Raw genomic sequence first — 24,891 nt, 5'->3', positions numbered from 1 at the left:
TATTCTAATAGGTTTGTAGCAATGTGAACGTTAGAAATTGAACCGTCGTGATTTCTAGGGTTAATTTTATATTCACTGTCAGGAAGCGAATCACTCCAATATAAATTACATTCACTAATAGTTCATTCTTCACGTGTTAAAGTTTTTTCAATCATCCAAGAGCCTTTCATTTTATATAAATCACATATTATTTTTGTTTTTTAATAGCGGACAAAATATATCGGATTATGTACGTGAAAAAAATATTGATAGAATTGAAAGAATATTTTATAATTTTAAATTATATGTTTGTATCGAAAAACGGAATTTAAGTTCCGTTTTTCGGAACGAAAGGGAGATAGAATGAGTATAAATAAAACGGCAGTTAAGACAATGGATATTTTAGAGTTGTTTTATGAGCATGAAGAGCTAAGTTTAACTGAGATGGTTCAGGTTACAAATATGCCGAAAACATCTGTTTATCGTTTAATTGGTTCGTTGGAAGAGATGGAGTTTTTACAAAAAAACGAAAAGGGGAAATATCGTTTAGGGGTCGTATTTTTACGGTTCGGTCAACTTGTTTCACACCGATTATCAGTAAGAAATATAGCAATTCCTTATATGAAAGAACTTAGAGATAGTTTAGGACAGGCAGTTAATTTAATAATTCAAGATGGTAATGACGCAATTTATGTTGAAAAGATGGAAGGTGTTCAGCCAGTACGCGTGTATACGGCGGTTGGAAGAAGAGCACCGCTTTATGCTGGTGCATGTCCAAGAATTTTACTATCGTATTTTTCTGAGGAAGAGAAACGGAGATACATAGAGGAAGTGAATTTAAAACAGTTTGCAGATGGAACAATTGTGGATAAGGAACAATTGCTAGAAGTGTTGCAAATGGCAAAAAAGGAAGGCTACACAATTAGTTATTCTGAGTTAGAAAATTATACAGCCGCAATAGCAGCGCCCATTTTCGCAAGTGATGGAACGGTTGTAGCAGGTATGAGTATTTCGGGATTAGCAATTGAGTACAGCGAAAGTAACATTTCATATTTTATCGCTAAGGTGAAAGAAACAGCACATCGCATTTCGAAAGAACTCGGCTTTTTGGCATAGAAAGAGGGAGTAGGATGAAATTTTCTGCGTTAGGGGATCAAGCAATTATTGTTACATTTGGTGAAGAAATTAAGATGGATATATATGAGAAAGTACAGCGGTTATTTCAAGCACTGCAGCAACATCCGTTTGCAGGAATGATTGAGTGCGTTCCGTCGTTTACTTCATTAGCTGTTTACTACAATGTATACGAAGTATGGAAGAGAAATGAGAGAAGTGAAAGGTCATATGATTACGTTCGCCAGTATATAAAGGAGCTGTGTGATTCTTATAAAGAAGAAGTAAAACAGGATGTGAAACATATTTCTATACCAGTGTGCTACGGGGGAGAATATGGACCTGATTTAGAAGAGGTTGCACATTATAAAGGTTTACAAGTAGAAGATGTGATTCGAATACATAGTGAAACTACATATTTTGTATATATGTTAGGTTTTACACCAGGGTTCCCGTATTTAGGAGGACTATCAAAAGAATTAGAAACACCTAGAAAAGAAACACCACGGTTACAAATCTCTCCTGGTTCAGTAGGTATTGGCGGAAATCAAACAGGTATATATCCGCTTGAAACACCAGGAGGATGGAATATTATCGGCCGAACTCCTATTTCATTATTTAATCCGGAAGAAGAAATACCAACATATATTCAAAGTGGTATGTATTTACGATTTATCCCAATAACGAAGGAAGAGTACGTATCACTTGAGGGGGCTAAAGAATGGATGTAGAAGTTTTGCATGCGGGAATGTTTACAACAGTCCAAGATTTAGGGCGATCTCATTATCAACAATACGGTGTACCAGTTGGCGGGACTATGGATCAAAGTGCACTTCGGATGATCAATATGTTAGTTGGTAATGAGGAGAATGAAGCGGGACTCGAAATGACGATTATGGGACCTAAATTGTTAATAAAGAAAACGACTTTACTTGCGATTGGCGGAGCAGATATGGAACCGTTATTGAATGGAGAACGTATCCCGTTATGGCGTCCCATTTTAGCGGAAGAAGGTAGTATGCTTTGTTTTGGGAAAGTGAAAAGTGGTTGCAGAGCGTATGTAACTTTTGCGGGTGGTATACATATTGAGCGTACAATGGGAAGTAAAAGTACGTACATACGTGCTGCGATTGGTGGTATAGAAGGAAGAATGCTCAACAAGGGTAACTACTTCCAAATTGGTGCACAACCAGAAATGGCGAGTCGTTTCATTCAAGGCTTACAAAAAGATGCGAGAATAAAAACGAAATGGGCAATTAGCAACAGCGTACTACCAAAGTATAAGAAACATCCAAAGCTTCGTGTCATAACTGAATTTGAATATGATCAATTTACAGAAGAAAGTAGAAAGGCATTTTTTACGAAAGAGTATAAGGTATCTAATTATGCTGACCGTATGGGCTATAGGGTTGAGGGAGAAGTTTTAAATAGGAATGAAGAAAAAGAGATTTTATCGAGTCCTGTTACATTTGGAACCATTCAAGTTCCTAATGGTGGACAGCCGATTATATTAATGGCAGATAGGCAAACGACAGGTGGCTATCCGAGAATGGGAAATATCATTTCAGTAGATTTACCTCTTATTGCCCAGCTAAAGCCGGGGGACTATGTTTCTTTTGAGAAAATTACGCTTGAAGAAGCGGAACAATTGTACATAGAACAAGAAGTAAATATGAATCTATTAAAGAAATTCATCGCTTTACGAAGCTGAAATTAGGAGGAATACATTATGACTACAATCGATTTAAACTGTGATTTAGGAGAAAGTTTTGGCGCTTATAAAATGGGGAATGATGATGAGATTCTTCCGTTCGTTTCCTCTATAAACGTTGCTTGCGGTTTTCATGCGGGTGATCCGTCTATTATGCGTCAAACTGTTGAAAAAGCTTTGGAGCATAACGTAGCAATAGGGGCGCATCCTGGATTTCCTGATTTAATTGGATTTGGTAGGAGAAACATGAATGTTTCAGCAAGTGAAGTATACGATTATGTTTTATATCAAACAGGCGCATTAGACGCATTTGTGAAAGCGGCAGGCGGGAAAATGCAGCATGTAAAGCCGCACGGTGCCTTATATAATATGGCGGCGTCTAATCCGGAAATTGCAGATGCAATTGCAAAGGCAATTTATCATATAAATCCAAGTCTATTACTTTATGGATTAGCAAATAGCGAGGCGTTTATACAGGCTGCAGAAAAATACAAAGTAACTCTCGTACAAGAGGCTTTTGCGGATCGTACATATAAGCAAGATGGTACATTAACGAGCCGTACAGAAGAAAATGCGCTTATAAAAGATGAAGACGAAGCGATAAAGCAAGTACTTCAAATGGTGAAAGAAGGCCAAGTATATGCGGTCAATGGAAAGAAAGTAGCAGTTCAGGCGCAAACGATTTGTTTACACGGTGATGGGGAAAAAGCAGTGCAATTTGCAGAAAGAATATACAGAACATTCAAACTTAACGGTGTTTCTATTTGTGCACCGAAATAAAAAATAGGGGGAAGTGCTGGGATGATTAAATTAATCGGAATACTACTTGTTGCAGTGGGCTTTTTATTTAGATTAAATACACTTTTAGTAGTTATGGTTGCAGGTATTGTTACTGGTATGGTTTCAGGGTTAAGTTTTTATGATGTGATCAGCATGTTCGGTAAATTTTTCATAGAAAATAGATATATGTCTATGCCAATTATATTAACTTTACCAGTAATCGGAATTTTAGAGCGTTACGGTTTAAAAGAAAGAGCAGAAGCACTTATAACGAAATCAAAAGGAGCAACAACTGGAAGAGTATTAATGTCATATTTTACGATAAGAGAATCGTCAGCAGCACTAGGGCTTAATATTGGTGGGCATGCGCAAACAGTAAGGCCGCTCGTTGCACCGATGGCAGAAGGGGCCGCGCAAGGTAAATACGGTAAACTTCCTGAAAAATTAAGAGAAAAGATTAAAGCAAACGCAGCAGCTGCTGAAAATACAGCTTGGTTTTTCGGAGAAGATATTTTCATCGCAACTGGAGCTATTTTATTAATGAAAGGATTCTTCGATTCAGTAGGTATGCATGTCGGAGTATGGGATATGGCACTTTGGGGCATTCCGACAGCAATATCTGCACTTATTGTAAGCTGGATTAGATTTAGAAGGTTTGATAAATATATAGAGAAAACAATGAAGGCAGAAGGAAAAGAAGAGAAGGAGGCAATCTAATATGAACATCATAACAATGGATACAATCTATTATGTATTAGGGATAATCGTTGCTTTTATCGCTGTTCGTATCGCATTCGATCGTGAACATCCAAACAGATTCGGTTCTAGTTTATTTTGGGCATTGTTTGCAGTTACATTTTTATTCGGAAATGTAATTCCTTCGTTTTACGTTGGCTGTATAGTGCTCGCTATGGTCGTTTTAGCTTCAATGAATAAAGTAACAAAATCAGAGGAGAAAGAAGTACCTGTGCAAGAACGTGTGAAACATGCTGAGAAATTAAAAAATAAAATTTTTATGCCTGCACTTTTAATTCCTATTTTTACAATTATCGGTACGTTGACGTTAGGGAAAATCAAATGGGGAAATGTCTCTCTTGTTGATCCAGATAAAGTAACGTTAGTTGCATTAGCGCTTGGTGCATTACTTGCATTTGTTGCGGCGATGCGTATTACAAAATCAAAAATAACAACGCCTGTACAAGAAGGAAGCAGACTATTACAAGCTGTCGGCTGGGCTGTAATTTTACCACAAATGTTAGCAGCACTTGGCGGTATATTCGCGAAGTCTGGCGTTGGGGAAGTTGTTTCAGATTTAGTCGGACAAGTGCTGCCGACAGAGTATCCGTTCGTTGCTGTTATGGCGTACTGTTTAGGCATGATGCTATTTACAGTCGTAATGGGAAATGCATTCGCAGCGTTTGCTGTTATTACTGGCGGAATTGGCTTACCTTTAATTGTTCAAATGTACGGAGGAAACCCGGCAATTATGGCAGCACTCGGTATGTTTGCTGGATATTGCGGAACGCTACTTACTCCAATGGCAGCAAACTTTAATATCGTACCTGCGATGCTTTTAGAGCTAAAGGATAAAAATGCGGTTATTAAAGCGCAAGTACCAATTGCTCTTTCAATTTTTATCATAAATATGTTTATTATGTACGGCCTTGTATATCGTTTCTAATTAGGAGGATAAAACTATGAAAACAGTATTATTAACAGGGTTTGATCCGTTTGGCGGAGAAAATATCAATCCAGCTTGGGAAGTAGCAAAAGGTTTGCATGAAAAAACAATTGGAGAATACAAGATAATAAGCAAACAAGTCCCAACAGTATTTCATAAATCAATAAGCGTATTAAAAGAGTATATAGAAGAACTAGCGCCGAAAATTATTATATGCATTGGACAAGCTGGGGGCAGAACAGATATTACGATAGAACGTGTCGCAATTAATATTGATGATGCAAGAATTGCTGATAATGAAGGGAATCAGCCGGTAGATGTACCGGTTGTAGAAGAAGGAGCGATTGCGTATTGGTCCACACTCCCGATGAAAGCAATTGTAAAAAAAATTCGCGAAGAAGGCATACCGTCATCTATTTCACAAACGGCAGGTACATTCGTTTGTAATCACTTATTCTATGGACTTATGCATGAACTAGAGAAACATGATAAGAAAATAAAAGGCGGATTCATTCACATTCCGTTCTTACCAGAACAAGCGAGTAATTATCCAGGGCAACCGAGTATGTCACTTTCTACTATTCGTAAGGGGATAGAATTGGCAATCGAAGTAACGACGACAGTTGAAGTAGATATTGTAGAGATTGGGGGCGCAACGCATTAAGTAAAATGAATTGTACAACACCTCCTGTAAACAACTGGTATAATAAGAATAGGAAAATACATAGAGGTGATTTTTGTGCAACAATTTGAAGAAGTACGTTCAATTTTAGAAAAAGCGAAGAAAATTACAGTATTAACAGGCGCTGGTGCAAGTACGGAAAGTGGTATTCCAGATTTTCGTTCAGCAAATGGATTGTATGCTGATGCGAATGTGGAGATGTACTTATCAAGAGGGTACTATAACCGAAGTCCGAAAGAATTTTGGAAGCATTATAAAGAAATCTTTCAAATTAATACGTTCCATCAATATAAACCAAATCGTGGCCATCGCTTTTTAGCTGAGCTAGAAGAACAAGGGAAAGATATTACGATTTTAACGCAAAATATTGACGGTTTACATCAATTAGGTGGCAGTAAGCATGTCATCGATTTACATGGAACACTTCAAACAGCACATTGTCCAAAATGTAAATCAGGCTATGATTTACAGCATATGATTAATCATGAAGTGCCGCGCTGTCAGAAGTGTAATTTCATTTTAAATCCAGACGTTGTTTTATACGGAGATACATTGCCGCAATATCAAAATGCAATCAAACGTTTATATGAAACAGATGTGCTTATCGTTATGGGAACGTCACTAAAAGTACAGCCTGTCGCTTCATTCCCGCAAATTGCAAAGAGGGAAGTAGGAGCAACAACCATCTTAGTAAATGAAGAGTTAACAGGACAGGAATATAACTTTGATTATGTTTTTCAAAATAAAATTGGTGAGTTTGTTGAGGGATTATCTTCAATGAAATAAACTATTAAAAAAACTGAGGTGGATACCTCAGTTTTTTATTTGAGTAATTGCTATATTAAACAACATGAAAACATGTCGATAGTGTAGTAACCACATCTCTATAATTTATAAAAAAGTGTTTCGTAGGTAAAATGGCAGAGTAAGAAGTAATATTATCTTTAGTGAATACACAGTCGTCATAAAGTAAGCTAATTTGTAGCTGTTGTGAAGGTTTTATTCCGTTTTGTTTTAAGTATAAAACTAAGTCATTATAGAGTTGTTCACTATAATGACTTACGGAATATTCTATTGAAAGCTGACCTGCTATGCTAGTCCACCATACTTTAAAACTACATATCAATTCTATAAATGATTCCTCATCACATAAATTAGCGTCAAAAAGCTTCTCATAAAATATATGATTCTCCTCGTGAAAAATCTGTAAATCATATCTGTCGTTAGCAGTTTGCTTACGAAGAGTCAGCCATAATTCTTTGAAATTTGTTTTAAAGTCAGTGGAGAAATGTAATGTTTTTGTTATGTAAGGAAAACGAAAATTTTCTTTTTTTCCTTTTTGATTGAGATAAATATTTTGAATATAGATCATAAAGTTTAAACAATGTGGCGTATTAGTATGTATGATAAACGAATCTGTCATTTTCGTTCTCTCCTTAAGTAATGTCTTTTATGAATTTATTTCTTTAGTATACAAATAAATGTAAACGAATGGTATAAAAATCAATTTGCCCATTTTTCTTTTAGAATAATATTCATGTTATTGTGCATTAAGGGAATGGTAATAAATAGGATAATAAATTAAAAAACTGAAAATTAAATCTTTTATTTCTTTAGTAATTAATATAAAATTCTATATATATCATATAAATAAATTTGATACATAATGATTTTGCGTAGAAATGTTAATAGAATGAAGCGAGGGAGCGAAATGAGACAGAAAAAGGAGCAGAAAAAACAATCGAAAAAGAAAAAGACTCATATTCCATTTCGGTTAAATGTACTATTTTTTATTGTCTTTCTTTTATTTTCAGCTATTATAATTCAATTAGGTAAAGTACAAATCATTGATGGAGAAACGTATAGAAATGAAGTAAACAAAAAGGAAGATGTAACGGTAAGTACTCCCGTTCCTAGAGGGAAAATGTTTGATCGACAAGGTCACGTTATTGTAAATAATAAACCATTACGAACCGTTACATATACGAAAATGAGAGGAGTGGACTCGAAAGAAGTTTTACAAGTAGCAAGAGATTTAGCTAAGCTAATTGAAATGTCGCAAGAGGACATGGATAAGTTAACAGAGACAGATAAAAAAGATTTTTGGATGCAGTTAAATGAAAAGCGGGCAGCAGCGAAAGTAACGAAAGAAGATGAGAGTAAATTTAGAAAGCAAGAAATAGAAGGAAAAGAGTTAGATAAAAAAGTAGAAGAACTGCGCCGGGAAAGAATTACACAAGAAGAATTAAATGAGCTTTCAAAGGAAGATATAGAAGTATTAGTAATTAAAAGCAAAATGAATGCGGGATATAAAATGACGCCGCAAATCGTTAAAAAAGATGTAAGTGAAAATGAATATGCTGTCGTTAGTGAAAGGTTGGCAAGTTTACCGGGAGTGGATACAACAGTAGATTGGGAACGTGAATACCCAAATGATAAAATACTGCGCTCTATACTAGGTAGCGTTTCTAATGAAAATGAAGGGTTGCCAAGAGAACAATTAGATTATTATTTAGTTCGTGATTATAATCGAAACGACCGTATTGGTAAAAGTTACATCGAAAAACAATACGAAGATGCACTACATGGAACGAAAGAACAGTCTAAAAATATTATGGATAAAGCAGGGAAGATTGTTCGGACAGAAAAAGTGACTGAAGGAAAAAGTGGAAATAACTTGATGTTAACAGTCGATATGGATTTACAGAAAAGAGTAGAGGGAAGCCTTGAAAAGAATTTACGAGCCTTTCATGCTGCAGAGCCGATGATGGATCGTGCGTTCGTAGTAATGATGAATCCGAAAAACGGTCAAATTTTATCAATGGCAGGAAAGAAAATTGTAAATAAAGATGGCGGTATGCAAATAGAAGATTATGCATTAGGAACGATGACAAGTTCTTATGAGTTAGGGTCAACTGTAAAAGGGGCTACTTTATTAACTGGATATCAAACAGAAGCGATTAAGCCGTATACACACTTCTTTGATGCGCCAATGTATTTTAAAGGAAGTTCTAAGCCGAAGAAATCGTGGAAAGAATTTGGGGATATTGATGATTTAAGAGCTTTGCAAGTGTCATCGAACGTTTATATGTTTAATACAGCTTTAAAAATGGCAGGCATTAATTATGTTCCAAACAATCCATTAGATATTAAACAAGAAACATTTAATAAAATGCGCTACTATTTTAGACAATTTGGCCTAGGTGTGTCGACTGGTATTGACCTGCCAAATGAATCGATCGGTCAAATAGGTAGAACTGATAACATACCCGGATTTTTACTTGATTACGCGATTGGACAGTATGATACATATACGCCGCTTCAGCTTGCGCAATATATTTCAACCATTGCAAATGGCGGTTACCGAATGAAACCACAAATTGTACAAGAAGTTAGAGAGCAACCGAATAGACCAGAGGATGCAGGAAAAGTCGTTCGGTCGATTGAACCAGTTGTATTAAATAGAGTGGATATGGAAACTTCGTACATTAATCATGTAAAAGAAGGATTTAGAAGAGTTTTTCAAGAAGCTGACGGAACCGGAACCGGAACATTTAAAGGTCTACCATATAAACCAGCGGGAAAAACAGGAACAGCTGAGACAGTATATGGTGGAGAAAGTGATATTGGAAGAGATGAGAACAACAACCGAAAAAAATGTTATAATTTAACTCTTGCCGGTTATGCACCATATGATGCGGATCCGGAAGTAGCTTTTTCAGTTGTTGTACCATGGGTGAATGATGATAAATCAGGAATTAATTCTGCGATTGGTAAAGAGATTTTGGATGCGTATTTTGAATTAAAAACAAATAGATCAAATACAAATTCAATTCCAGTAGAACAACCGAACAAGGCACAGTAAAAATAGTATCACTGCATGGAAACATATTGTGCAGTGATATATTTTTTGAGTTAAAAAGCGCTTTATAAGGTGGGAATGGATATGAAAAAGGAGATTGAGAGAGGCTGGGGAAAGTACATACTATTTATATTGGTGATAGTCATAGGCTACCATTCTTTTACTTTATGTAAGGTGGAAGGGGAATCGATGCAGCCGACTTTATATGAAGAAGACTACGTATTTGTAAATAAAGCGGTAGTACGTCTTTCTAATTTACAACACGGAGAAATTGTCATTATAAAAGAAGAGGATGAATCGAAATATTATGTGAAACGTGTAATAGGGCTTCCTGGTGATGTAATTAACATAACGAACGGAAAGGTATATGTGAACGATAAAAAGCAAGAAGAACCATATACGAACAAAGATTTATTTAACAACACACAAGTGTTTTATAACTTTCAAAAGATAAAAATTCCGCCAAATAAGTTATTTGTAATGGGAGATAACCGCGAAGTAAGTAGAGATAGTCGCAATGGCTTAGGATATATTAAAGAAGATAACATAATTGGCAAGGTGGAATTTGTATATTATCCGTTCTCAAAAATGAAAATGATAGAATAAGTGGGGGATGAGCAAAACCCCACTTATTAAAGTTTCACTTTATTTTCTTTAAAAAACCTTTTGGATTAAATGATATGAAAAATTTATGTTTAGACTCGTCGATTATGAAGTTATTGTTTTTAGTTAAAAACTCTTCCACAGCTTCCATCGGGCCAGGACCCCAATCGGGAAGAAGCGGATTTCCGTTAATGGAGGTATCTTCTACAATTATATAACTGCCAGTAGTGACGATAGATTTATATAGCAAGAGTTCTTTGGAAACATGCTCTTTACTATGATCAGAATCTAAAATAACTAAAATCACATCATCAGGTTTGCGCATACTTACTATTGTTTGGATGGCCTGCACAGAAACAGAAGATGCTGTTAAATACGTAATCCGATTATGTGATGGCCGATTTGGCTGCGGAGTTATATCGATAGTAAGTACGTGACCTTTTCCAATTAAATCTAACATAGAAGCTAAATACAGTGCACTACCACCGTGAAAAGTCCCGCATTCAATAATTAAATCGGGCTTTAATTCATAAATGATTTCTTGATACAAAAAGAGATCAGAGGGAAGTTTACAGATTGGAACTCCAAACCAATGTGTATCTTTTAACCACACAAGGCTGTCGTAATATTGTTTTAGAAATTCATTGCTTATAGTATCGATTTTAAATTCTCCTTTCTAAAAAGGATTCTTTCGTTTGACGTAAAGTGTTTACGCATGAAAGTTGTACTATATATTATGTAGTAACGAATTGTAAGGCGAGTGTTTTTACTTGAAAATAAGCCAAATAACTCATGTGGAAAATGAAAGGAAATGATCGTATGTACAAATACACAATTTGCTTTATTAGAAAAAGCGATAAAATACTGCTATTAAATAGAAATAAAAAGCCGAATATGGGGATGTGGAATGGTGTTGGAGGAAAAATAGAAGAGAATGAAACGCCATACGAAGGAATAATTAGAGAAACGTTTGAGGAAACGGGCATAGAACTTTCAAGTGTAACGTATAAAGGGACTGTTGGTTTTAAAGGTAAAGGTGAGCCCCAGGCTAGTGAAGGAATGTATGTGTTCGTTGCTGATTTGCCAGATGGAATGCAAATGAATACACCATTACGTACGGCTGAAGGCTTATTAGAATGGAAAGAAATTGATTGGATATTAGATGGTGATAATAGAGGAGTAGTTAGCAATTTACCAAAATACTTACCGACAGTATTAACAGAAGAAAATAAGTTAAAACATATATTCACGTACGATAACCGGAATATTATTAATTACACAACTGCATGTTTGAAAGAAGATGATGCGAACAAGCGATATGAAAAACAACTTGTTTCTCAATAGAAGAGGAAAGTGAAAAATCACGTTTTTGCTCTCGTTATATATGCGAGGTGATTATAAGTTTCAGAAATACAATTCATTGGTCATAATTGTAATATGTATGATATAACTTTTCTTATGGTGAAAGAATAGAGAACATACGTAAAAGGAACAAAAAAGGAGGTGGCTTTGCCACCTCTTTTCCGTTAGTCACGAATCGCCTTAATCATAAATCGATGTTGCTTCACATCAAAATATCCTTTTTGCAAGATAATCTCATGTATACGATATAACTCCTCATAATACCTTTCGACAGTGAAATCAGGAATTTGCCACGGAATTGCTTTTAAATAATAGACGATAGCGCCAATATCATAAAAGCGTTGGAAAGGGAATTCTTCTTTTGCTTCTAAGATAGTAAATCCGTTTTCCTGTAGTTCATTACATGCCGCTTCAAGCGACCAACTTGCAAATTCACTATTTAGTGGTGTGTCAAATTGGTCATTAAGTTCCGCGCAATCGAGACCGCCAACTTGTTGTGTAAGAAATGTTCCATTTGGAGAAAGGATTCTTTTTACTTCAGAAGCAGCATATGATTCATGTTGGTTTAGGATTAGATTAAACTGACCATCTTGAAATGGCAATGCAGTATCATCGTTCACCTCTACAACAGTAACCCCTAAAGGCTCTAATTTCTTTCGAGCAATTGGCACGTTTGGAGCGTAGCCCTCAGTAGCATAAATAGTTGACGGGAACGGTTGTAACATAGATAAAAACTCTCCGCCGCCAGTCCCCATATCGAGCATTGATTCTGCATGCTGCATAAGCTGGAAAGCTGTACTGCCATATGACCACGATAAAGGCTCGCTCTTCATTCGACCCGTTTCTGAAATAAAAGAAAAATCCCAACCGCTAAAATTTGTATTAGCACTTTCTAATAAAGTTAAAAATAATGGATCACGTTTCATAATTGTATCCTCCTATTTTGTAAGTAAATGATATGGTGAGAAAAGAAAAAAGGAGGACCTCTTATGAAAGGGGAACGGTTTTACGTTTCGTGTTCGAATAGATTCATATAAATTCGCTCCTTGTGAGAATAGTAATTTATATATTCGGGATAATCGAGTGGGAATCCTTTAAAATTATGGGAGAAGGTAGTTGTTTGATGAAAGATTGGATGGAGTGTACAGAAAAAGGTTGCACTCAAACTTTAGAAAAGGTATTTAGTAAACTTAAATTTCCGCCCAGCCCTTTTATGAGATATGTGATATTTCTCACTACTATTATGTAACAATAAAGTCGTACTGTTTATAAAAGAAGTGACGTTTTTGTATCCCTTTGGATTTACTTATCTATGGGATAAGTAAATAAGTAGACATATAAACTGAATATAAAAACGTTTTAATTCTTTGGAAACATTCCATAATTTAGTATTGTTATATATGGAATAAGTTATTTGTACGAAAAGAGGAATAAGATGTTTATTTTAAAGATTTAGATTATATATAAGACGGGCCTTAAGTTATTATCTGTAACATTAATCATTATAGGTCGGGTTATTGCCTGTGATTCGACCCGTTTCAATAAAAAAGAGAATAATAACGTATAAGATTATTATTATATAAATTTAGCTTGTTGAGCATGGGGAATACTAATCTTACAAAATTGTAAGATTAGAAGTCACATAGTTAGATAGAAGTCATTAACTTATGAAAAAAACTCATCTATAATCCAGATATAAATCATTTACTAAAGGAGTATTCTAATGAAAAAAATTATAAGTTATACGGTTGTTATTGCTATTTTTATAGGAATAGGATTAGGAGTAAAACGTTATGTGCAAGGTCCAGGACAACCAGTCGATGGGATTCTAGTTAGTGGTACTGCAACTGACGTAGAAAAAGTTAAACAAGAGTTTAAAGATGACACTAAACAATCAATAGACTATAAGGTAAAGTACGTCACAATAACAAAAAGGATTCCATTATCAGAAGAAGATAAGAAACAAAATGATACAAATGAAGAATTTGAAATCAACACTACAGAATATGCAGTTATTAATAGTTCTACCGCGGTAAAATTATTTAATAAGGGACTTCTAAGAGCTAGAAAAGATCCAAATTCAGCATCTATTATTTCTGAGAGGGTGAAAGATAAAAATAAAGTATCTAGTGATCAGAATCTATTATTTTCTTATGCGGGTGATAATTTTGAAAATAACCAGTTGAATTTGAACGGTAAGATAGTACCTGCTCAGTATGTTAAACAGCAAATTTGGATTGGGTATGTTCCAATGAACCTTGTTATTCTAAACGACCAAGAATATAATACAATTTCTGAATCAGAGTCAATAATGAAATTGATTCAATTTCAAAAACGTAATTTTGATTATAAAAACAAACAAGAAGTAGACAAAGTTTTACAACAGATTGATAAGCTCTCTTCGAATAATCAGAATAAAATAAACTTTGTAGAGGTACAAGACTAAATTAAAATGAAAATAAGGTGATATAAATGGAAATCGTAAGAATAGAAAATGTAGTCAAAAGTTATGGTGAAGGAAATAGTAGGGTAGATGCTTTGAAGGGCATAAATCTTTCTATACAGCAAGGGGAATTTGTATCAATCGTAGGAGCTTCTGACTCAGGTAAAAGTACATTGTTACATATTTTGGGAGGGTTGGACCGTCCGAGTTCAGGACAAGTATTTATTGGAGAGAACAATATTTATAATTATTTAGATAATGAACTTTCGATATTTAGAAGAAGAAAAGTTGGTTTTATATTTCAGTTCTTTAATTTAATTCCTGTATTGAATGTGCAAGAGAATATAGCTTTGCCCACTTTACTAGATAATGAACCTGTAGATAATCCTTATATGGACGAAATTATTGAAATTCTGGGACTTCATGAAAGACGAAATCATTTACCATCTGAATTATCAGGAGGTCAGCAACAACGGGTTTCGATTGGGAGGGCACTTATAAATCGCCCACATTTAATCTTAGCTGATGAACCTACAGGAAATCTTGATACTCAAAATACAAAAGAAGTCATGGATTTATTAAGATTGACAGCAAAAAAATATAATCAAACTATTGTATTGATTACTCACGATTTAAAAATTGCATCAACTTCTGACCGTATTATTACAATTGAAGATGGCCAAATCATTTCCGATCAGTGGCTATCCACGAATAAGCCTAAGACGGGAGGAAACTAATCTTGATTGGTAATTATAAACAATTAAGCAGGAGATACTTAAAGGGAAATAAGAAACGAACAATTTTAACTTTGATTGGAATCGTACTCTCTGTATCGTTAATTTCTACAATCGGCCTATTTATGAACGGTACTCAGATTTCTCAAATCGAGAATACGAAAAAGAGGCAAGGGTATTCTTTTCATGCCGTTGTATTAAATTACGATGAATCGATATTGAAAAAAATTAAATATAACCCGCAAATTGAATCATTTGGTTTAATGTCACAGGGAGAAACAGTCCAAGTTGGAGAGGCTGCTGTACAAATGAATTTTGCTGATGATAACGCCTTGGAATTTTTAAAATACAGTATTATTAAGGGCAGATTGCCATCTAATGATCAAGAAGTTGCTGTTGATCCCTGGGTATTACCTTATATAAAAGAAAATATTCAAATAGGTGATTCATTCGAATTAAATGAAAAAAAATACAAATTGGTTGGTTTTCTAAGTGATAGTACATATACACAGGAAAATAAGGTGGGACGGTTACTAACCTATAAGAGTAAGTTTAGCGCTGGTGAAGGAAAAATATTAGTTGGAATTAGCTCAAAAGCAAACTTTAATGAGGTTTTAGAGGGACTCAAGACCATTTCCGGAGAAAATAATATTAATATAAGTAATGAATTAATTCAATTAGAGAAACCAGGTTACAATAATTCGATTATGGCTACGCTAATTATTACAATCAGCATTGTTGTGATAGCGACAATTGTTGTGATTTACAACGCTTTTCAAATCAGTGTCGTAGAACGAACGAGGCAGTTTGGCTTGTTGAGAAGCATTGGTGCAACACGAAAGCAAATTAGACAAATCGTTCTGAGAGAAGCTACTTTTCTGGCTGTTATCGCTATACCAATTGGAATTATATGTAGCCTAATAGCACTTGCCTCTCTGCAGTTCACTTTTTCACTTTTAATGGAAAATAGTAAAGCGGTCTCGATATTTCATGTTGATTGGAATATTTTACTAATCAGTTCGATTATTACCTTGCTTTCTGTAATAGCGTCAAGTTTGTACCCAGCCTATTTTGCAGGGAAAATCTCCCCTTTGTTGGCAATTAGTAGCAGGTTGTCAATTAAAAAGGAACAAATCAAAAAACAAAAGAATTCCATGGTGAAAAAACCTTTATCTATTCCTTTGAGCATGGCTATGAAAAATGTTAAGCGAAATAAAAATCGCTATACCATTACAATCTTATCAATTATTATAAGTAGTGTGTTATTTATTACTTTCTCGTATTTAATGAGTGTTGCATTTGCATCTAAATCTTTTGATAAGTTATCTGTTAAATCGGATATTACAATTAAGATAGTGGGTAATAATCCAGATCATTTAGCTGAAAGTGAACAAGTTTTGCATCAATTGAAATCACTTGAAAATATATCTAAAGTATACGAAAAAAAGGAGAATAGCTTTGAAACTAAATTAAAGGATGTAACTCAATCTTCCGCGACAGTAAAGGAAATAGAAAACACGATTGGAAAAAGTTATACCATTACAATCGTAAATAATTATCAAGAAAATAAAACAAAAAAAGAAGAAAAACTTACTTTACAAGTGCTTGCATATGGTTTCATCACAGTCATTTCTTTAATTAGTAGCGTTAATATCCTCAATACTATAACTATAAGTATCATGACTAGACGAAAAGAATTGGCCGCTTTGAAATCCATTGGTATGTCACAAAAGGATTTGAAAAAAATGATTACCTATGAAGCTTTGATTTACGGTTTTTCTGGAAGTTTACAAGGAATCTTTTTTGGCTGTATATTGTCTTATATTATATATTTAGCTATATCTGATATGTTGAAAATGACATGGACGATTCCCTATGAGGCTTGTATCATTACGTTTGTTTCAGCTTTAATAATTAGTTATTTATCAGTCTTAAATCCATTGAAAAAAATTCAACAAGATAATATTATTGATAATATCAGAGAACAATAATATTATAAGCCTGGCTAGATTATAGCCAGGCTATTGTAATTGGAGTATAAGCTAGGGGAAAAAAGGAGAGGGCATACTTGAATAAAAAAATATTACTAGTTGAAGATGATGAAGCTCTTGGCATAGCCATCGAATTTTCATTGAGAAATGAAGGTTATGAGGTGATTAGAGCGTCCAGTGTAAAAGAAGCTAAACACCAGTTTGTTCACAATACATTTGATTTGTCCATCCTTGATATCGGCCTACCAGATGGTAATGGTTATGACTTATGTTTGTATTTTAAAAAGAAAAACGAGAATTCGATTATTATTTTCTTAACTGCACTAGATGAAGAAGCAAATGTGGTAATGGGGCTGGATATAGGCGGTGATGATTATATAACCAAACCTTTTCGGGTTAGGGAACTCATGGCCAGAGTGAAAGTACAATTGCGTAAACAAGCGTCGCTAGAAACGCCATCTCAAATTTTAAGATCTGAGAATATAAGAATCGATACGAACCTAGTCAAGGTTTATAAAAATTGTGAAAGTATTACATTGACGAATTTAGAATACAAGCTGCTATTGAATTTCATGAAGAATTCTCACAAAGCATTAAAAAGAGATGAACTCCTACAACAAATAACAGAAGGAGAAAATGTTTTTTTTGATGAAAACACGTTATCTGTATACATAAAGCGTTTAAGAGCTAAAGTTGAAGACAATCCTCAAAAACCACAGTTTATCGTTACCGAAAGAGGATATGGTTATCGTTGGAGCAAGGACGTGATTGGGTGAGCAAGATAATGAAAAATACCGAGTTAAAAAGCTATATGACGATACTAGCCGTCCTTTTATCTATATTTGTGATTTACCAATTTATTATTCAACAATTATTTTATGATCATTTGAAAAGAGACTCTATTGCAATATGGGGGGAAATTACAGCTAGGTTGGTAGAGCAGAATCCAGAAAATGAAGCGGAAATTATGAAAGTCTTATCAAGTCATTCGTCTCACTCAAGTAAATATCAGGAAAAAGGGACAGAGATCCTAAAGCAATATGGATTATATGAAGACTTGGATTCAAAATTTTTTCCTCACTTAAATAATCTAATTATTAATCACAATCAATTTATGATGTGGGGATTGATTGCTTTTGGATTTTTACTTTTTGTTGCAAACTACATGCAACAAAAAATTATTTTCAATAAGATTAGCCAGCTTACTAGAGCTGCAAAAAAGATAATCGAGGGAGATTACTCGGTTGTCATCAATGAAAATAAAGAGGGGGATTTCGCGAAACTGGCGATTTCATTTCGTTCAATGAGGGATATCATTAGAAAAAATATGCATGATTTGCTTGAAGAGAAACGGTTTTTAGGAGAAATGTTGCAGGATATATCTCATCAGTTAAAAACGCCGCTTTCAACTATTTCTATCTATAATGAAATGTTGTTAAATGAGAAACTATCCCGAGAGCAACAAGCTCAATTACTACAAAATAATGATATTCAGATTTCTAGAATGAATGTCTTAATTCAGAATTTGTTAAAAGTAGCAAAAATTGATGCAAAAGCGATTTCGTTTGATAAAGAGCCAGGGAATTTAGTAGATACGACTGAGGAAGTACTAAATCGCTTGCAAAGCATGATAAGTGATAAAAATATTTTGATTGATTGGAATGCCCCAAGAGAAATAGTCGTTATTCATGACAAATTATGGATGCAGGAAGCTTTGTTAAACCTGTTGAAGAATGCAATAGAACATTCTAAACCCGGTGGTAAAATAATGATTCAGGCCAAAAATTCTCCAATCTATACAGAACTAGTAATCCAAGACTTTGGAGAGGGAATTTCAGCTGAAGAATTACCTCATATTTTTGAACGATTCTATAAATCAAGTAGTTCTAAAAAGCACGGATCGACCGGAATTGGATTGGCACTTGTCAAAGCTATTATAGAGGCACATCACGCCTTAATTACAGTTGAAAGTGAAAAAAATGCTTATACAAAATTTACAATTATTTTTATGAAATTTTAATAACAGTTTGGTATATATTTTAATCTTTTTAATATAAAGGGGTTTTTTTATGTTTAATAGATTGAAGTGTTTTCTTTTATCTGAGAAAGAAATAGTTGATACTGTGAAAAAATACAAGGAGGAAAAAATACACGTTTCCATAATAAAAGATTTTTTAGGGGATTTAATCTTAATAAGAACTTTTACATTTTTAATGTTTGTTCCAGTATCAACTTTTATTTTTTCAGTTATAATTTATGGAGCTGTTTTCTTTTTATCAGGCATTAAGATTACTGTTTGGGGCATCACTATAATGTTATTAGTTCCAATAACATTACTTTTCTATATGAATATAACTAATACATCAATTATTATTACTGATTTAGTGAGAAAATTTTTATTAACCATAAAATATCTAAATCCATTTTACTCAATCATAAATAAACCTTGGCTCTTTATTTTTGAATTATTAATTGGTTTTTTATATGTATTTCTGCTATCTTTATTTTCTATTTGGATAGTATTACATTCATTAGAAATAGATTTTTCTGAATTTAGTTCGGAGGACAATCGAAGTTTTCAATTTTCAATTATTATTTTACATACAGCAATTTATTTGTTTATAAGAGTTCATGGCCAGTATTGTAAGACAACTAAGCAAAAAATTAAAAAGCTGAAAATGAAGTTTTATTTATGGTTTTGTTCTATGATTGCAAGTATTGTATATATATTTGAATCACTCTTTAATTATATGAATGGAATCCAAGCAATTTATTTTATTTTTGTTTTAATGATTGCTTTAGAAAGAACAGTGACACATTATAAGAAATTTATAGATTTTTTAGAATGTGAAAATTTGTATGAAAAATATTTTTAGAGAGAAAAGTCTTTTGAAATATAAAAAGTTATACCTACTAAATACTGGACGAGTAAAAAAACGCTATTCTTTTTCTAGAATCATAGGAAAAGATAGCGTTTTTGTTTAATATACTCAAAAACAAAAATCTTTTGGTAAAGTACCATTTTTAATAACTGTTCTTAACCCATGTTTTATAATCCAAGGATTAATAGGATGCTGTTTATCACGTAATTGCTGTAACCACTGAAAAACGAGTTCTTTATCTTCTTTCGTAATATCGTTAATATGATTGGCTACAGATTTTTGAACATATTTAGAAGGGTCATTCATTAATGGTTCAAGAAGTTGTAAATTGTACTTAAAATCACCTTTTAGAGCTCCTATTTTTTTAGCCCAAGGAAGCCTTGGTCTTGTACCTTCAGAAACTAATCTCCTAATGTGGCTGTTTTCATCATGAATCCACTGTTGTAATATGTTTAGTGTATCTTGATGGTATGTTTCAAGAAAGGGCCGAATGGCATATTCAGCAGTATTCCTTTTCGTTATTTCATACATTGCATTAAACGAGATTTTAAAATCGTTAAGCCCATATTTTTCAACGTATTTTGCAACAGGCATGTACATATATCCATTTGTAAATGTGCCTACTTCTGTTGTATTTTCTGGTCCTAATGTTTTCAGTAATATATGTATTGCGGCATTAAAATCTTTTTGTAAAGCATTGTGTAATTCATCTGCAATTACTTCAATACGCTGTTTTAACTCTAAATTTTCAACTTTACAAGCTACAGAATCTACAAAGATGCTTTTAGAGAAACAAGGATCGTGTTTACAAATAGAATCAGCTATTTTTTCTGCTAATTCTTCATTAAATAAAAATTTTAACGGAATATATTTACCCATTTTTTCACCTCGGTGGTCAAATGAAAACAATTTTTATTTTTTAATCGACAATCCATAAACCAAAGTCTCACTCGGAGTCGTAATACTAAAACCTGTCGTCTTATAATCAAGTTTCACCGTATCACCAGTGTAGTCTTTCGTGAATGAATCCATTTGTACGATAAGCTCTGCATCTTCATATACAACATCATCTGCGTTATATGTATCCCAAATTAAATCGACATCAACGAAAATACTACAAGAGTTCGTCATTGTTCCTCTAATGCGAACGATCTTTTTATCTTCAAGTTCTAATCTATGTATAGCTGCTTTCGCTTCATCAGTAATGCGAATGTTCATTGTATCCCAACCTTTATTTATATTTCCTTTATTATTGCAAAAACAGGAGCAATAGGGAAGTAAAGAGGTTTGCAACAAAAAACGAGCAAACAAATTTGTTTGCTCGTTTCACTTTATTTTAGTTCACATTTATCAAGTGGAATCACTTTTGTTTTTTTCGTAAATTTATAACCTAACCATAGTACTAAGAAGAGTGGTAAACCGATGTAAGAAACGAGTACACCGTTCCAATCAATTGCTTCACCCATAAATGCGCCGTAGTTTTGTCCCAAAATTACGATGATACAAAGTGTAAATGCGAAGATTGGACCGAATGGGAACCATTTTGCTCTATATGGTAAGTCATTTAAATCTTTTCCTTGTGCGATATATGCTTTACGGAAACGGTAATGACTAATTGCAATTCCAACCCATGCGATAAAACCAGACATTCCGGATGCGTTTAATAACCAAATGTATACAACACCATCACCGAATAAAGAAGCAATGAAAGCAATACTCCCAACAATTGACGTTACGATTAACGCGTTAACAGGTACACCGCGGCTATCTAATTTACCAAGAAACTTTGGTGCTTTTCCTTGGCGAGCTAAATCCCAAAGCATACGAGTTGATGCATACATACCAGAGTTACCAGCAGATAGTACAGCAGTTAAAATAACAGCGTTCATAACAGAAGCAGCAAAGGCAACGCCCGCTTTTTCAAAAATAAGTGTAAACGGACTTACTGTAACATCACTTGCAGCAAGGCTTTCAGTTGTATAAGGAATTAATAAACCGATAACGAGAATCGCAAGGATATAGAATAAAAGAATACGCCAAAAGATTGAACGAATTGCTTTTGGGATATTACGTTCTGGATCAGACGTTTCACCAGCAGCTACTCCTAATAGTTCAGTTCCTTGGAATGAGAAACCAGCTGCCATAAACACACCGATAATTGCCATGATACCGCCGTTAAATGGTGCATCTGCAACAGTGAAGTTTTTAAATCCAACCGTTTCACCGCCCATAATTCCAAAAATCATCATGAAACCAACAATTAAAAAGATAATAATCGTAACTACTTTAATAAGTGCGAACCAATATTCAGATTCACCAAACCCTTTAACAGATAAATAGTTTAAAAGGAAAATAATAGCTAAACATAATCCGCTCCAAATAAGAGAAGGGGTATCTGGGAACCAAAATTTCATAATTAATGTTACGGCTGCAAGTTCAGCAGCAATCGTAATTGCCCAGTTATACCAATAGTTCCATCCAAGTGCAAAGCCAAGTGATGGATCAACAAATTTTGTTGCATACGTGCTAAAAGATCCAGTAACAGGCATGTAAGCTGCAAGTTCAGCTAAGCTTGTCATTAAAAAATAAACCATAATTCCAATTGCGGCGTATGCAATTAATGCGCCACCAGGTCCAGCTGTATGGATGACACCACCGCTAGCAAGAAATAGTCCGGTACCAATTGTACCACCGAGAGAAATCATCGTAAGGTGACGAGATTTTAATCCGCGTTTTAATTCACCTTGTCCTTGTGTAGTTTGCGTTTTAGAGGTAGATTGATTTGTTGCGCTATTCATGTTCAACACTCCTTTTCTTGTAGGTTAGGAAGGAGCGGGGGAGAAAAATACAAAAAACCGCCAAAGGAATTTGGCGGAACGTTTCACAAATAACCACCCCATCATACCCTTCCGTTAAGATAGCACCCCACGTTTACACGGTAATTTTGTAAACGTGACAGTTCTGTTCCTTTCGGAGACAGCCCCAGCTCATATTTCCAGAGAAGAAATATAAACTTCGGCAACTTTTCCTTTCAAACGGAGTCAGCTGACATTCTCTGTGTCTCGTCCGTTTTACTATTAAAAGTCGCAACCTCTACCTCATCGGATTGATGAGGATTTATATATTGCTAAGATTTTTAATATATGGCAATTGTAATGACTTTCTGAATATATTGCAAGATATTTTGTTAGGAAAAGTCAAAAAATATCGGTTATTGTATAGGAAACGCTTGCAAAACTCCACCCGAACCTACTATTATGTAGCAATAAGCAAAGAAAAAATTGTTATACAAATGTTTCGCAAAAAATATTGAAAAACCCTCTAAATTAAAAGAAAATTCAGAAAAATATAATTCGACATAACTATCAAAAGAGGATTATTCCTTAAATTCGTTTCAAAGAATAAGTATAAATTTAACGAATAGGATGAATATTCTTTTTATTTTTAGTAAAATTGGGGTATTGTTTAATTGAAAAGGGGAAATCAATATGAAATTAGAAACAGAAAGGCTCTATATAGTGCCGTGTACAGAAGAGAGAATTCAAATTGCTAACGAGCAAGGATACAATAGCGGTCCGCATATTGTAGGGCATGTAAAGAATGTAAAACAAGATGCAGCTATATTACCATGGGGCGCGTGGTATGTTCTTCGGAAAGAAGATGATAGCGTTATAGGTGATATTGGGTTTAAAGGGAAACCAAACGAGAATCAAACAGTGGAAATTGGCTATGGATTTATTGAGAAATATTGGAATAAGGGCTATGCAACAGAAGCTGTAAGAGAACTAATCGATTGGGCTTTCAAAACAGGAGAGGTAGAAACAATAATTGCAGAGACACTTCTAGATAATTATAGTTCGATTCGTGTTTTAGAAAAGTTACATATGAAGAGAGTAAATGCTACAGAAACGATGATTAATTGGAAAATAGAAAAATAAAAAATACCGCTCTAAATTGGGCGGTATTTCTTATAGTTATGGTAGCATTTGCTTCTGATCATTTGGATACTCAGCCGTTGATGCGTTAGGACGATTGGAATGATTTCGAACAGCAATGAAAATAGAAATAATAACGACAAGACCAACTGCAACGTAAGAAAGTGAAATAATAGTTGGATCCACTTTAAATGTAGTAAGCAGTGTACGTATATTCGTAAAGATAATAAGACCGCCAACTAATACCCCAAGTAAATGTGCTGGAACGATACGAACTAACCATGCAGCAATTGGAGCTGCGACAATACCGCCAAGCATTAAGGCAAATACCCAAACCCAGCTTACTTGTTCCCAGCCAAGTGAGATGAAGAAGCCAATTGTTGCAGCGAGTGAAACAGGAAATTCACTCGTATCTACAGATCCAATAACTTTTCTAGCTTCATTTCCTCTTGCTAGAAGAACAGGCGTCGTAATCGGCCCCCAACCACCACCACCAGTTGAATCAACGAATCCAGCGAATAAACCAAGCGGCACAAGTTGTTTTGCAGACATACGCTTATTTGAAGTGACAATTTGTTTTTGAATGATGAATCGTAATAAAATATAAACCCCTAAAGTAAATAAAAATACGGAAATGTACGGTTTGATTACATCGCCAGGCAAATTACTTAAAAAACATGCCCCAACAAATGCGCCGATTGCCCCAGGTAATGTAAGTCTAGAAACGGTATATTTATCAACGTTTCCAAATTTGATATGAGATGCGCCAGAAGCTGCAGTTGTAACCACTTCAGCTAAATGAACGGACGCGGAAGCTACAGCCGGTGCAATACCAAACATTAATAATAGTGAAGTAGACGTTACCCCATACGCCATTCCAAGTGCTCCATCGATCAATTGAGCGAAAAACCCGATAATAGCAAAGACAATTAATTTCTGCATAAATAATCCCCCTGTAATAATAAATGAAAAAGACACTTTTCCCGTATGAGAAAAGTGCCTTTGGTTTTTCCAATCAGCAATAATTAAATTTGTTTCATTATAATACATATTAATCGTATAAATCAACTAGGTTTTAAAGTTTTTGAATTGAATGAAAGAAAAATAAAATATAGAATAAAAGGATGAAGAGA

Annotated in this window: 25 protein-coding genes and 1 riboswitch; of the genes, 18 read left to right on the top strand and 7 right to left on the bottom strand. The window is 34.3% G+C overall.

Annotated features, from left to right (window positions below):
• Positions 1-342: 342 nt before the first annotated feature.
• The 8 genes from BUA87_RS06930 to BUA87_RS06895 all read left to right on the top strand — a co-directional run bounded on the left by BUA87_RS06930 (position 343) and on the right by BUA87_RS06895 (position 6,732).
• Positions 343-1,095, top strand: coding sequence for an IclR family transcriptional regulator (locus BUA87_RS06930; RefSeq protein WP_072938858.1), 753 nt, complete (start codon positions 343-345; stop codon positions 1,093-1,095).
• A 14-nt stretch (positions 1,096-1,109) separates the two neighbouring features.
• Complete coding sequence (gene pxpB / locus BUA87_RS06925) at positions 1,110-1,823, top strand: 5-oxoprolinase subunit PxpB (RefSeq protein ID WP_072938855.1); 714 nt, start codon at positions 1,110-1,112, stop codon at positions 1,821-1,823.
• On the top strand, positions 1,814-2,803 hold the full coding sequence (locus BUA87_RS06920) for a 5-oxoprolinase subunit C family protein (protein ID WP_072938851.1): 990 nt from the start codon (positions 1,814-1,816) through the stop codon (positions 2,801-2,803). Before pxpB ends, BUA87_RS06920 begins: the two co-directional genes overlap by 10 nt.
• An 18-nt stretch (positions 2,804-2,821) precedes the next feature.
• Positions 2,822-3,583 (top strand): 5-oxoprolinase subunit PxpA, encoded by a 762-nt coding sequence (gene pxpA / locus BUA87_RS06915; protein WP_025117835.1) that lies wholly within the window; start codon positions 2,822-2,824, stop codon positions 3,581-3,583.
• Between the two features lie 21 nt (positions 3,584-3,604).
• Complete coding sequence (locus BUA87_RS06910; protein WP_000593392.1) at positions 3,605-4,300, top strand: DUF969 domain-containing protein; 696 nt, start codon at positions 3,605-3,607, stop codon at positions 4,298-4,300.
• Position 4,301: 1 nt separating this feature from the next.
• Positions 4,302-5,264, top strand: coding sequence for a DUF979 domain-containing protein (locus BUA87_RS06905; RefSeq protein ID WP_072938848.1), 963 nt, complete (start codon positions 4,302-4,304; stop codon positions 5,262-5,264).
• Positions 5,265-5,280: 16 nt separating this feature from the next.
• Positions 5,281-5,928 carry a pyroglutamyl-peptidase I gene (gene pcp / locus BUA87_RS06900; protein WP_072938845.1) on the top strand — a complete coding sequence of 216 codons (648 nt, stop codon included), beginning with the start codon at positions 5,281-5,283 and terminating at the stop codon, positions 5,926-5,928.
• 75 nt (positions 5,929-6,003) lie between these two features.
• Positions 6,004-6,732: an NAD-dependent protein deacylase gene (locus BUA87_RS06895; protein WP_072938842.1), complete on the top strand. Its 729-nt coding sequence runs from the start codon at positions 6,004-6,006 to the stop codon at positions 6,730-6,732.
• 55 nt (positions 6,733-6,787) lie between these two features.
• On the opposite strand, the gene BUA87_RS06890 is transcribed toward BUA87_RS06895, so the two are convergent.
• Positions 6,788-7,369 carry a hypothetical protein gene (locus tag BUA87_RS06890; protein WP_000132266.1) on the bottom strand — a complete coding sequence of 194 codons (582 nt, stop codon included), beginning with the start codon at positions 7,367-7,369 and terminating at the stop codon, positions 6,788-6,790.
• A gap of 288 nt (positions 7,370-7,657) precedes the next feature.
• Here BUA87_RS06890 and BUA87_RS06885 point away from each other — a divergent pair, with 288 nt between their 5' ends.
• Together BUA87_RS06885 and lepB are read left to right on the top strand one after the other, a co-directional pair.
• Entirely contained in the window at positions 7,658-9,811 is a 2,154-nt protein-coding gene (locus BUA87_RS06885) for a peptidoglycan D,D-transpeptidase FtsI family protein (RefSeq protein ID WP_023522349.1), read from the top strand.
• Between the two features lie 81 nt (positions 9,812-9,892).
• Entirely contained in the window at positions 9,893-10,414 is a 522-nt protein-coding gene (gene lepB, locus BUA87_RS06880; protein WP_072938839.1) for a signal peptidase I, read from the top strand.
• Between the two features lie 34 nt (positions 10,415-10,448).
• On the opposite strand, the gene BUA87_RS06875 is transcribed toward lepB, so the two are convergent.
• Positions 10,449-11,072: a cephalosporin hydroxylase family protein gene (locus tag BUA87_RS06875; protein WP_265736938.1), complete on the bottom strand. Its 624-nt coding sequence runs from the start codon at positions 11,070-11,072 to the stop codon at positions 10,449-10,451.
• Between the two features lie 158 nt (positions 11,073-11,230).
• Here BUA87_RS06875 and BUA87_RS06865 point away from each other — a divergent pair, with 158 nt between their 5' ends.
• Positions 11,231-11,755, top strand: a complete 525-nt coding sequence (locus BUA87_RS06865) for an NUDIX hydrolase (RefSeq protein WP_025117837.1) — start codon at positions 11,231-11,233, stop codon at positions 11,753-11,755.
• A 182-nt stretch (positions 11,756-11,937) separates the two neighbouring features.
• On the opposite strand, the gene BUA87_RS06860 is transcribed toward BUA87_RS06865, so the two are convergent.
• Positions 11,938-12,699, bottom strand: a complete 762-nt coding sequence (locus BUA87_RS06860) for a class I SAM-dependent methyltransferase (RefSeq protein ID WP_000817586.1) — start codon at positions 12,697-12,699, stop codon at positions 11,938-11,940.
• A gap of 797 nt (positions 12,700-13,496) precedes the next feature.
• Here BUA87_RS06860 and BUA87_RS06855 point away from each other — a divergent pair.
• The 6 genes from BUA87_RS06855 to BUA87_RS06830 all read left to right on the top strand — a co-directional run bounded on the left by BUA87_RS06855 (position 13,497) and on the right by BUA87_RS06830 (position 19,817).
• Positions 13,497-14,219: a lipoprotein BA_5634 family protein gene (locus BUA87_RS06855; RefSeq protein ID WP_072938836.1), complete on the top strand. Its 723-nt coding sequence runs from the start codon at positions 13,497-13,499 to the stop codon at positions 14,217-14,219.
• A gap of 26 nt (positions 14,220-14,245) precedes the next feature.
• Positions 14,246-14,953 (top strand): ABC transporter ATP-binding protein, encoded by a 708-nt coding sequence (locus BUA87_RS06850; RefSeq protein ID WP_072938833.1) that lies wholly within the window; start codon positions 14,246-14,248, stop codon positions 14,951-14,953.
• Positions 14,954-14,955: 2 nt separating this feature from the next.
• The gene (locus BUA87_RS06845) at positions 14,956-16,941 is read left to right on the top strand and encodes an ABC transporter permease (RefSeq protein ID WP_061659996.1); all 1,986 of its coding nucleotides are present in this window, start codon (positions 14,956-14,958) and stop codon (positions 16,939-16,941) included.
• Positions 16,942-17,018: 77 nt separating this feature from the next.
• Positions 17,019-17,717, top strand: coding sequence for a response regulator transcription factor (locus BUA87_RS06840; RefSeq protein ID WP_001035094.1), 699 nt, complete (start codon positions 17,019-17,021; stop codon positions 17,715-17,717).
• An 8-nt stretch (positions 17,718-17,725) separates the two neighbouring features.
• Complete coding sequence (locus BUA87_RS06835) at positions 17,726-18,961, top strand: HAMP domain-containing sensor histidine kinase (protein WP_072938830.1); 1,236 nt, start codon at positions 17,726-17,728, stop codon at positions 18,959-18,961.
• Positions 18,962-19,010: 49 nt separating this feature from the next.
• The gene (locus BUA87_RS06830; RefSeq protein WP_000483294.1) at positions 19,011-19,817 is read left to right on the top strand and encodes a hypothetical protein; all 807 of its coding nucleotides are present in this window, start codon (positions 19,011-19,013) and stop codon (positions 19,815-19,817) included.
• 114 nt (positions 19,818-19,931) lie between these two features.
• Here the strand turns inward: BUA87_RS06830 and BUA87_RS06825 are convergent, their stop codons facing one another.
• The 3 genes from BUA87_RS06825 to BUA87_RS06815 all read right to left on the bottom strand — a co-directional run bounded on the left by BUA87_RS06825 (position 19,932) and on the right by BUA87_RS06815 (position 22,621).
• The gene (locus BUA87_RS06825; RefSeq protein ID WP_072938826.1) at positions 19,932-20,702 is read right to left on the bottom strand and encodes a DNA alkylation repair protein; all 771 of its coding nucleotides are present in this window, start codon (positions 20,700-20,702) and stop codon (positions 19,932-19,934) included.
• Positions 20,703-20,735: 33 nt separating this feature from the next.
• On the bottom strand, positions 20,736-21,041 hold the full coding sequence (locus BUA87_RS06820; RefSeq protein ID WP_001026167.1) for an iron-sulfur cluster biosynthesis family protein: 306 nt from the start codon (positions 21,039-21,041) through the stop codon (positions 20,736-20,738).
• Between the two features lie 113 nt (positions 21,042-21,154).
• The gene (locus BUA87_RS06815; protein ID WP_001083396.1) at positions 21,155-22,621 is read right to left on the bottom strand and encodes an amino acid permease; all 1,467 of its coding nucleotides are present in this window, start codon (positions 22,619-22,621) and stop codon (positions 21,155-21,157) included.
• A gap of 112 nt (positions 22,622-22,733) precedes the next feature.
• Positions 22,734-22,927, bottom strand: a riboswitch (Lysine riboswitch).
• 384 nt (positions 22,928-23,311) lie between these two features.
• Between BUA87_RS06815 and BUA87_RS06810 the strand changes: the two genes are divergently transcribed.
• Positions 23,312-23,761, top strand: coding sequence for a GNAT family N-acetyltransferase (locus BUA87_RS06810; RefSeq protein ID WP_025117841.1), 450 nt, complete (start codon positions 23,312-23,314; stop codon positions 23,759-23,761).
• Positions 23,762-23,797: 36 nt separating this feature from the next.
• Here the strand turns inward: BUA87_RS06810 and BUA87_RS06805 are convergent, their stop codons facing one another.
• Positions 23,798-24,700 (bottom strand): sulfite exporter TauE/SafE family protein, encoded by a 903-nt coding sequence (locus BUA87_RS06805; protein ID WP_001170743.1) that lies wholly within the window; start codon positions 24,698-24,700, stop codon positions 23,798-23,800.
• Positions 24,701-24,891: the final 191 nt, after the last annotated feature.

Origin of the sequence: Bacillus sp. bc15 (genome assembly GCF_900142585.1) — a bacterium.
GTDB lineage: Bacteria > Bacillota > Bacilli > Bacillales > Bacillaceae_G > Bacillus_A > Bacillus_A cereus.
Note: the sequence above shows the minus strand (reverse complement) of the source record. Positions and strands in the feature narration are given on the sequence as shown.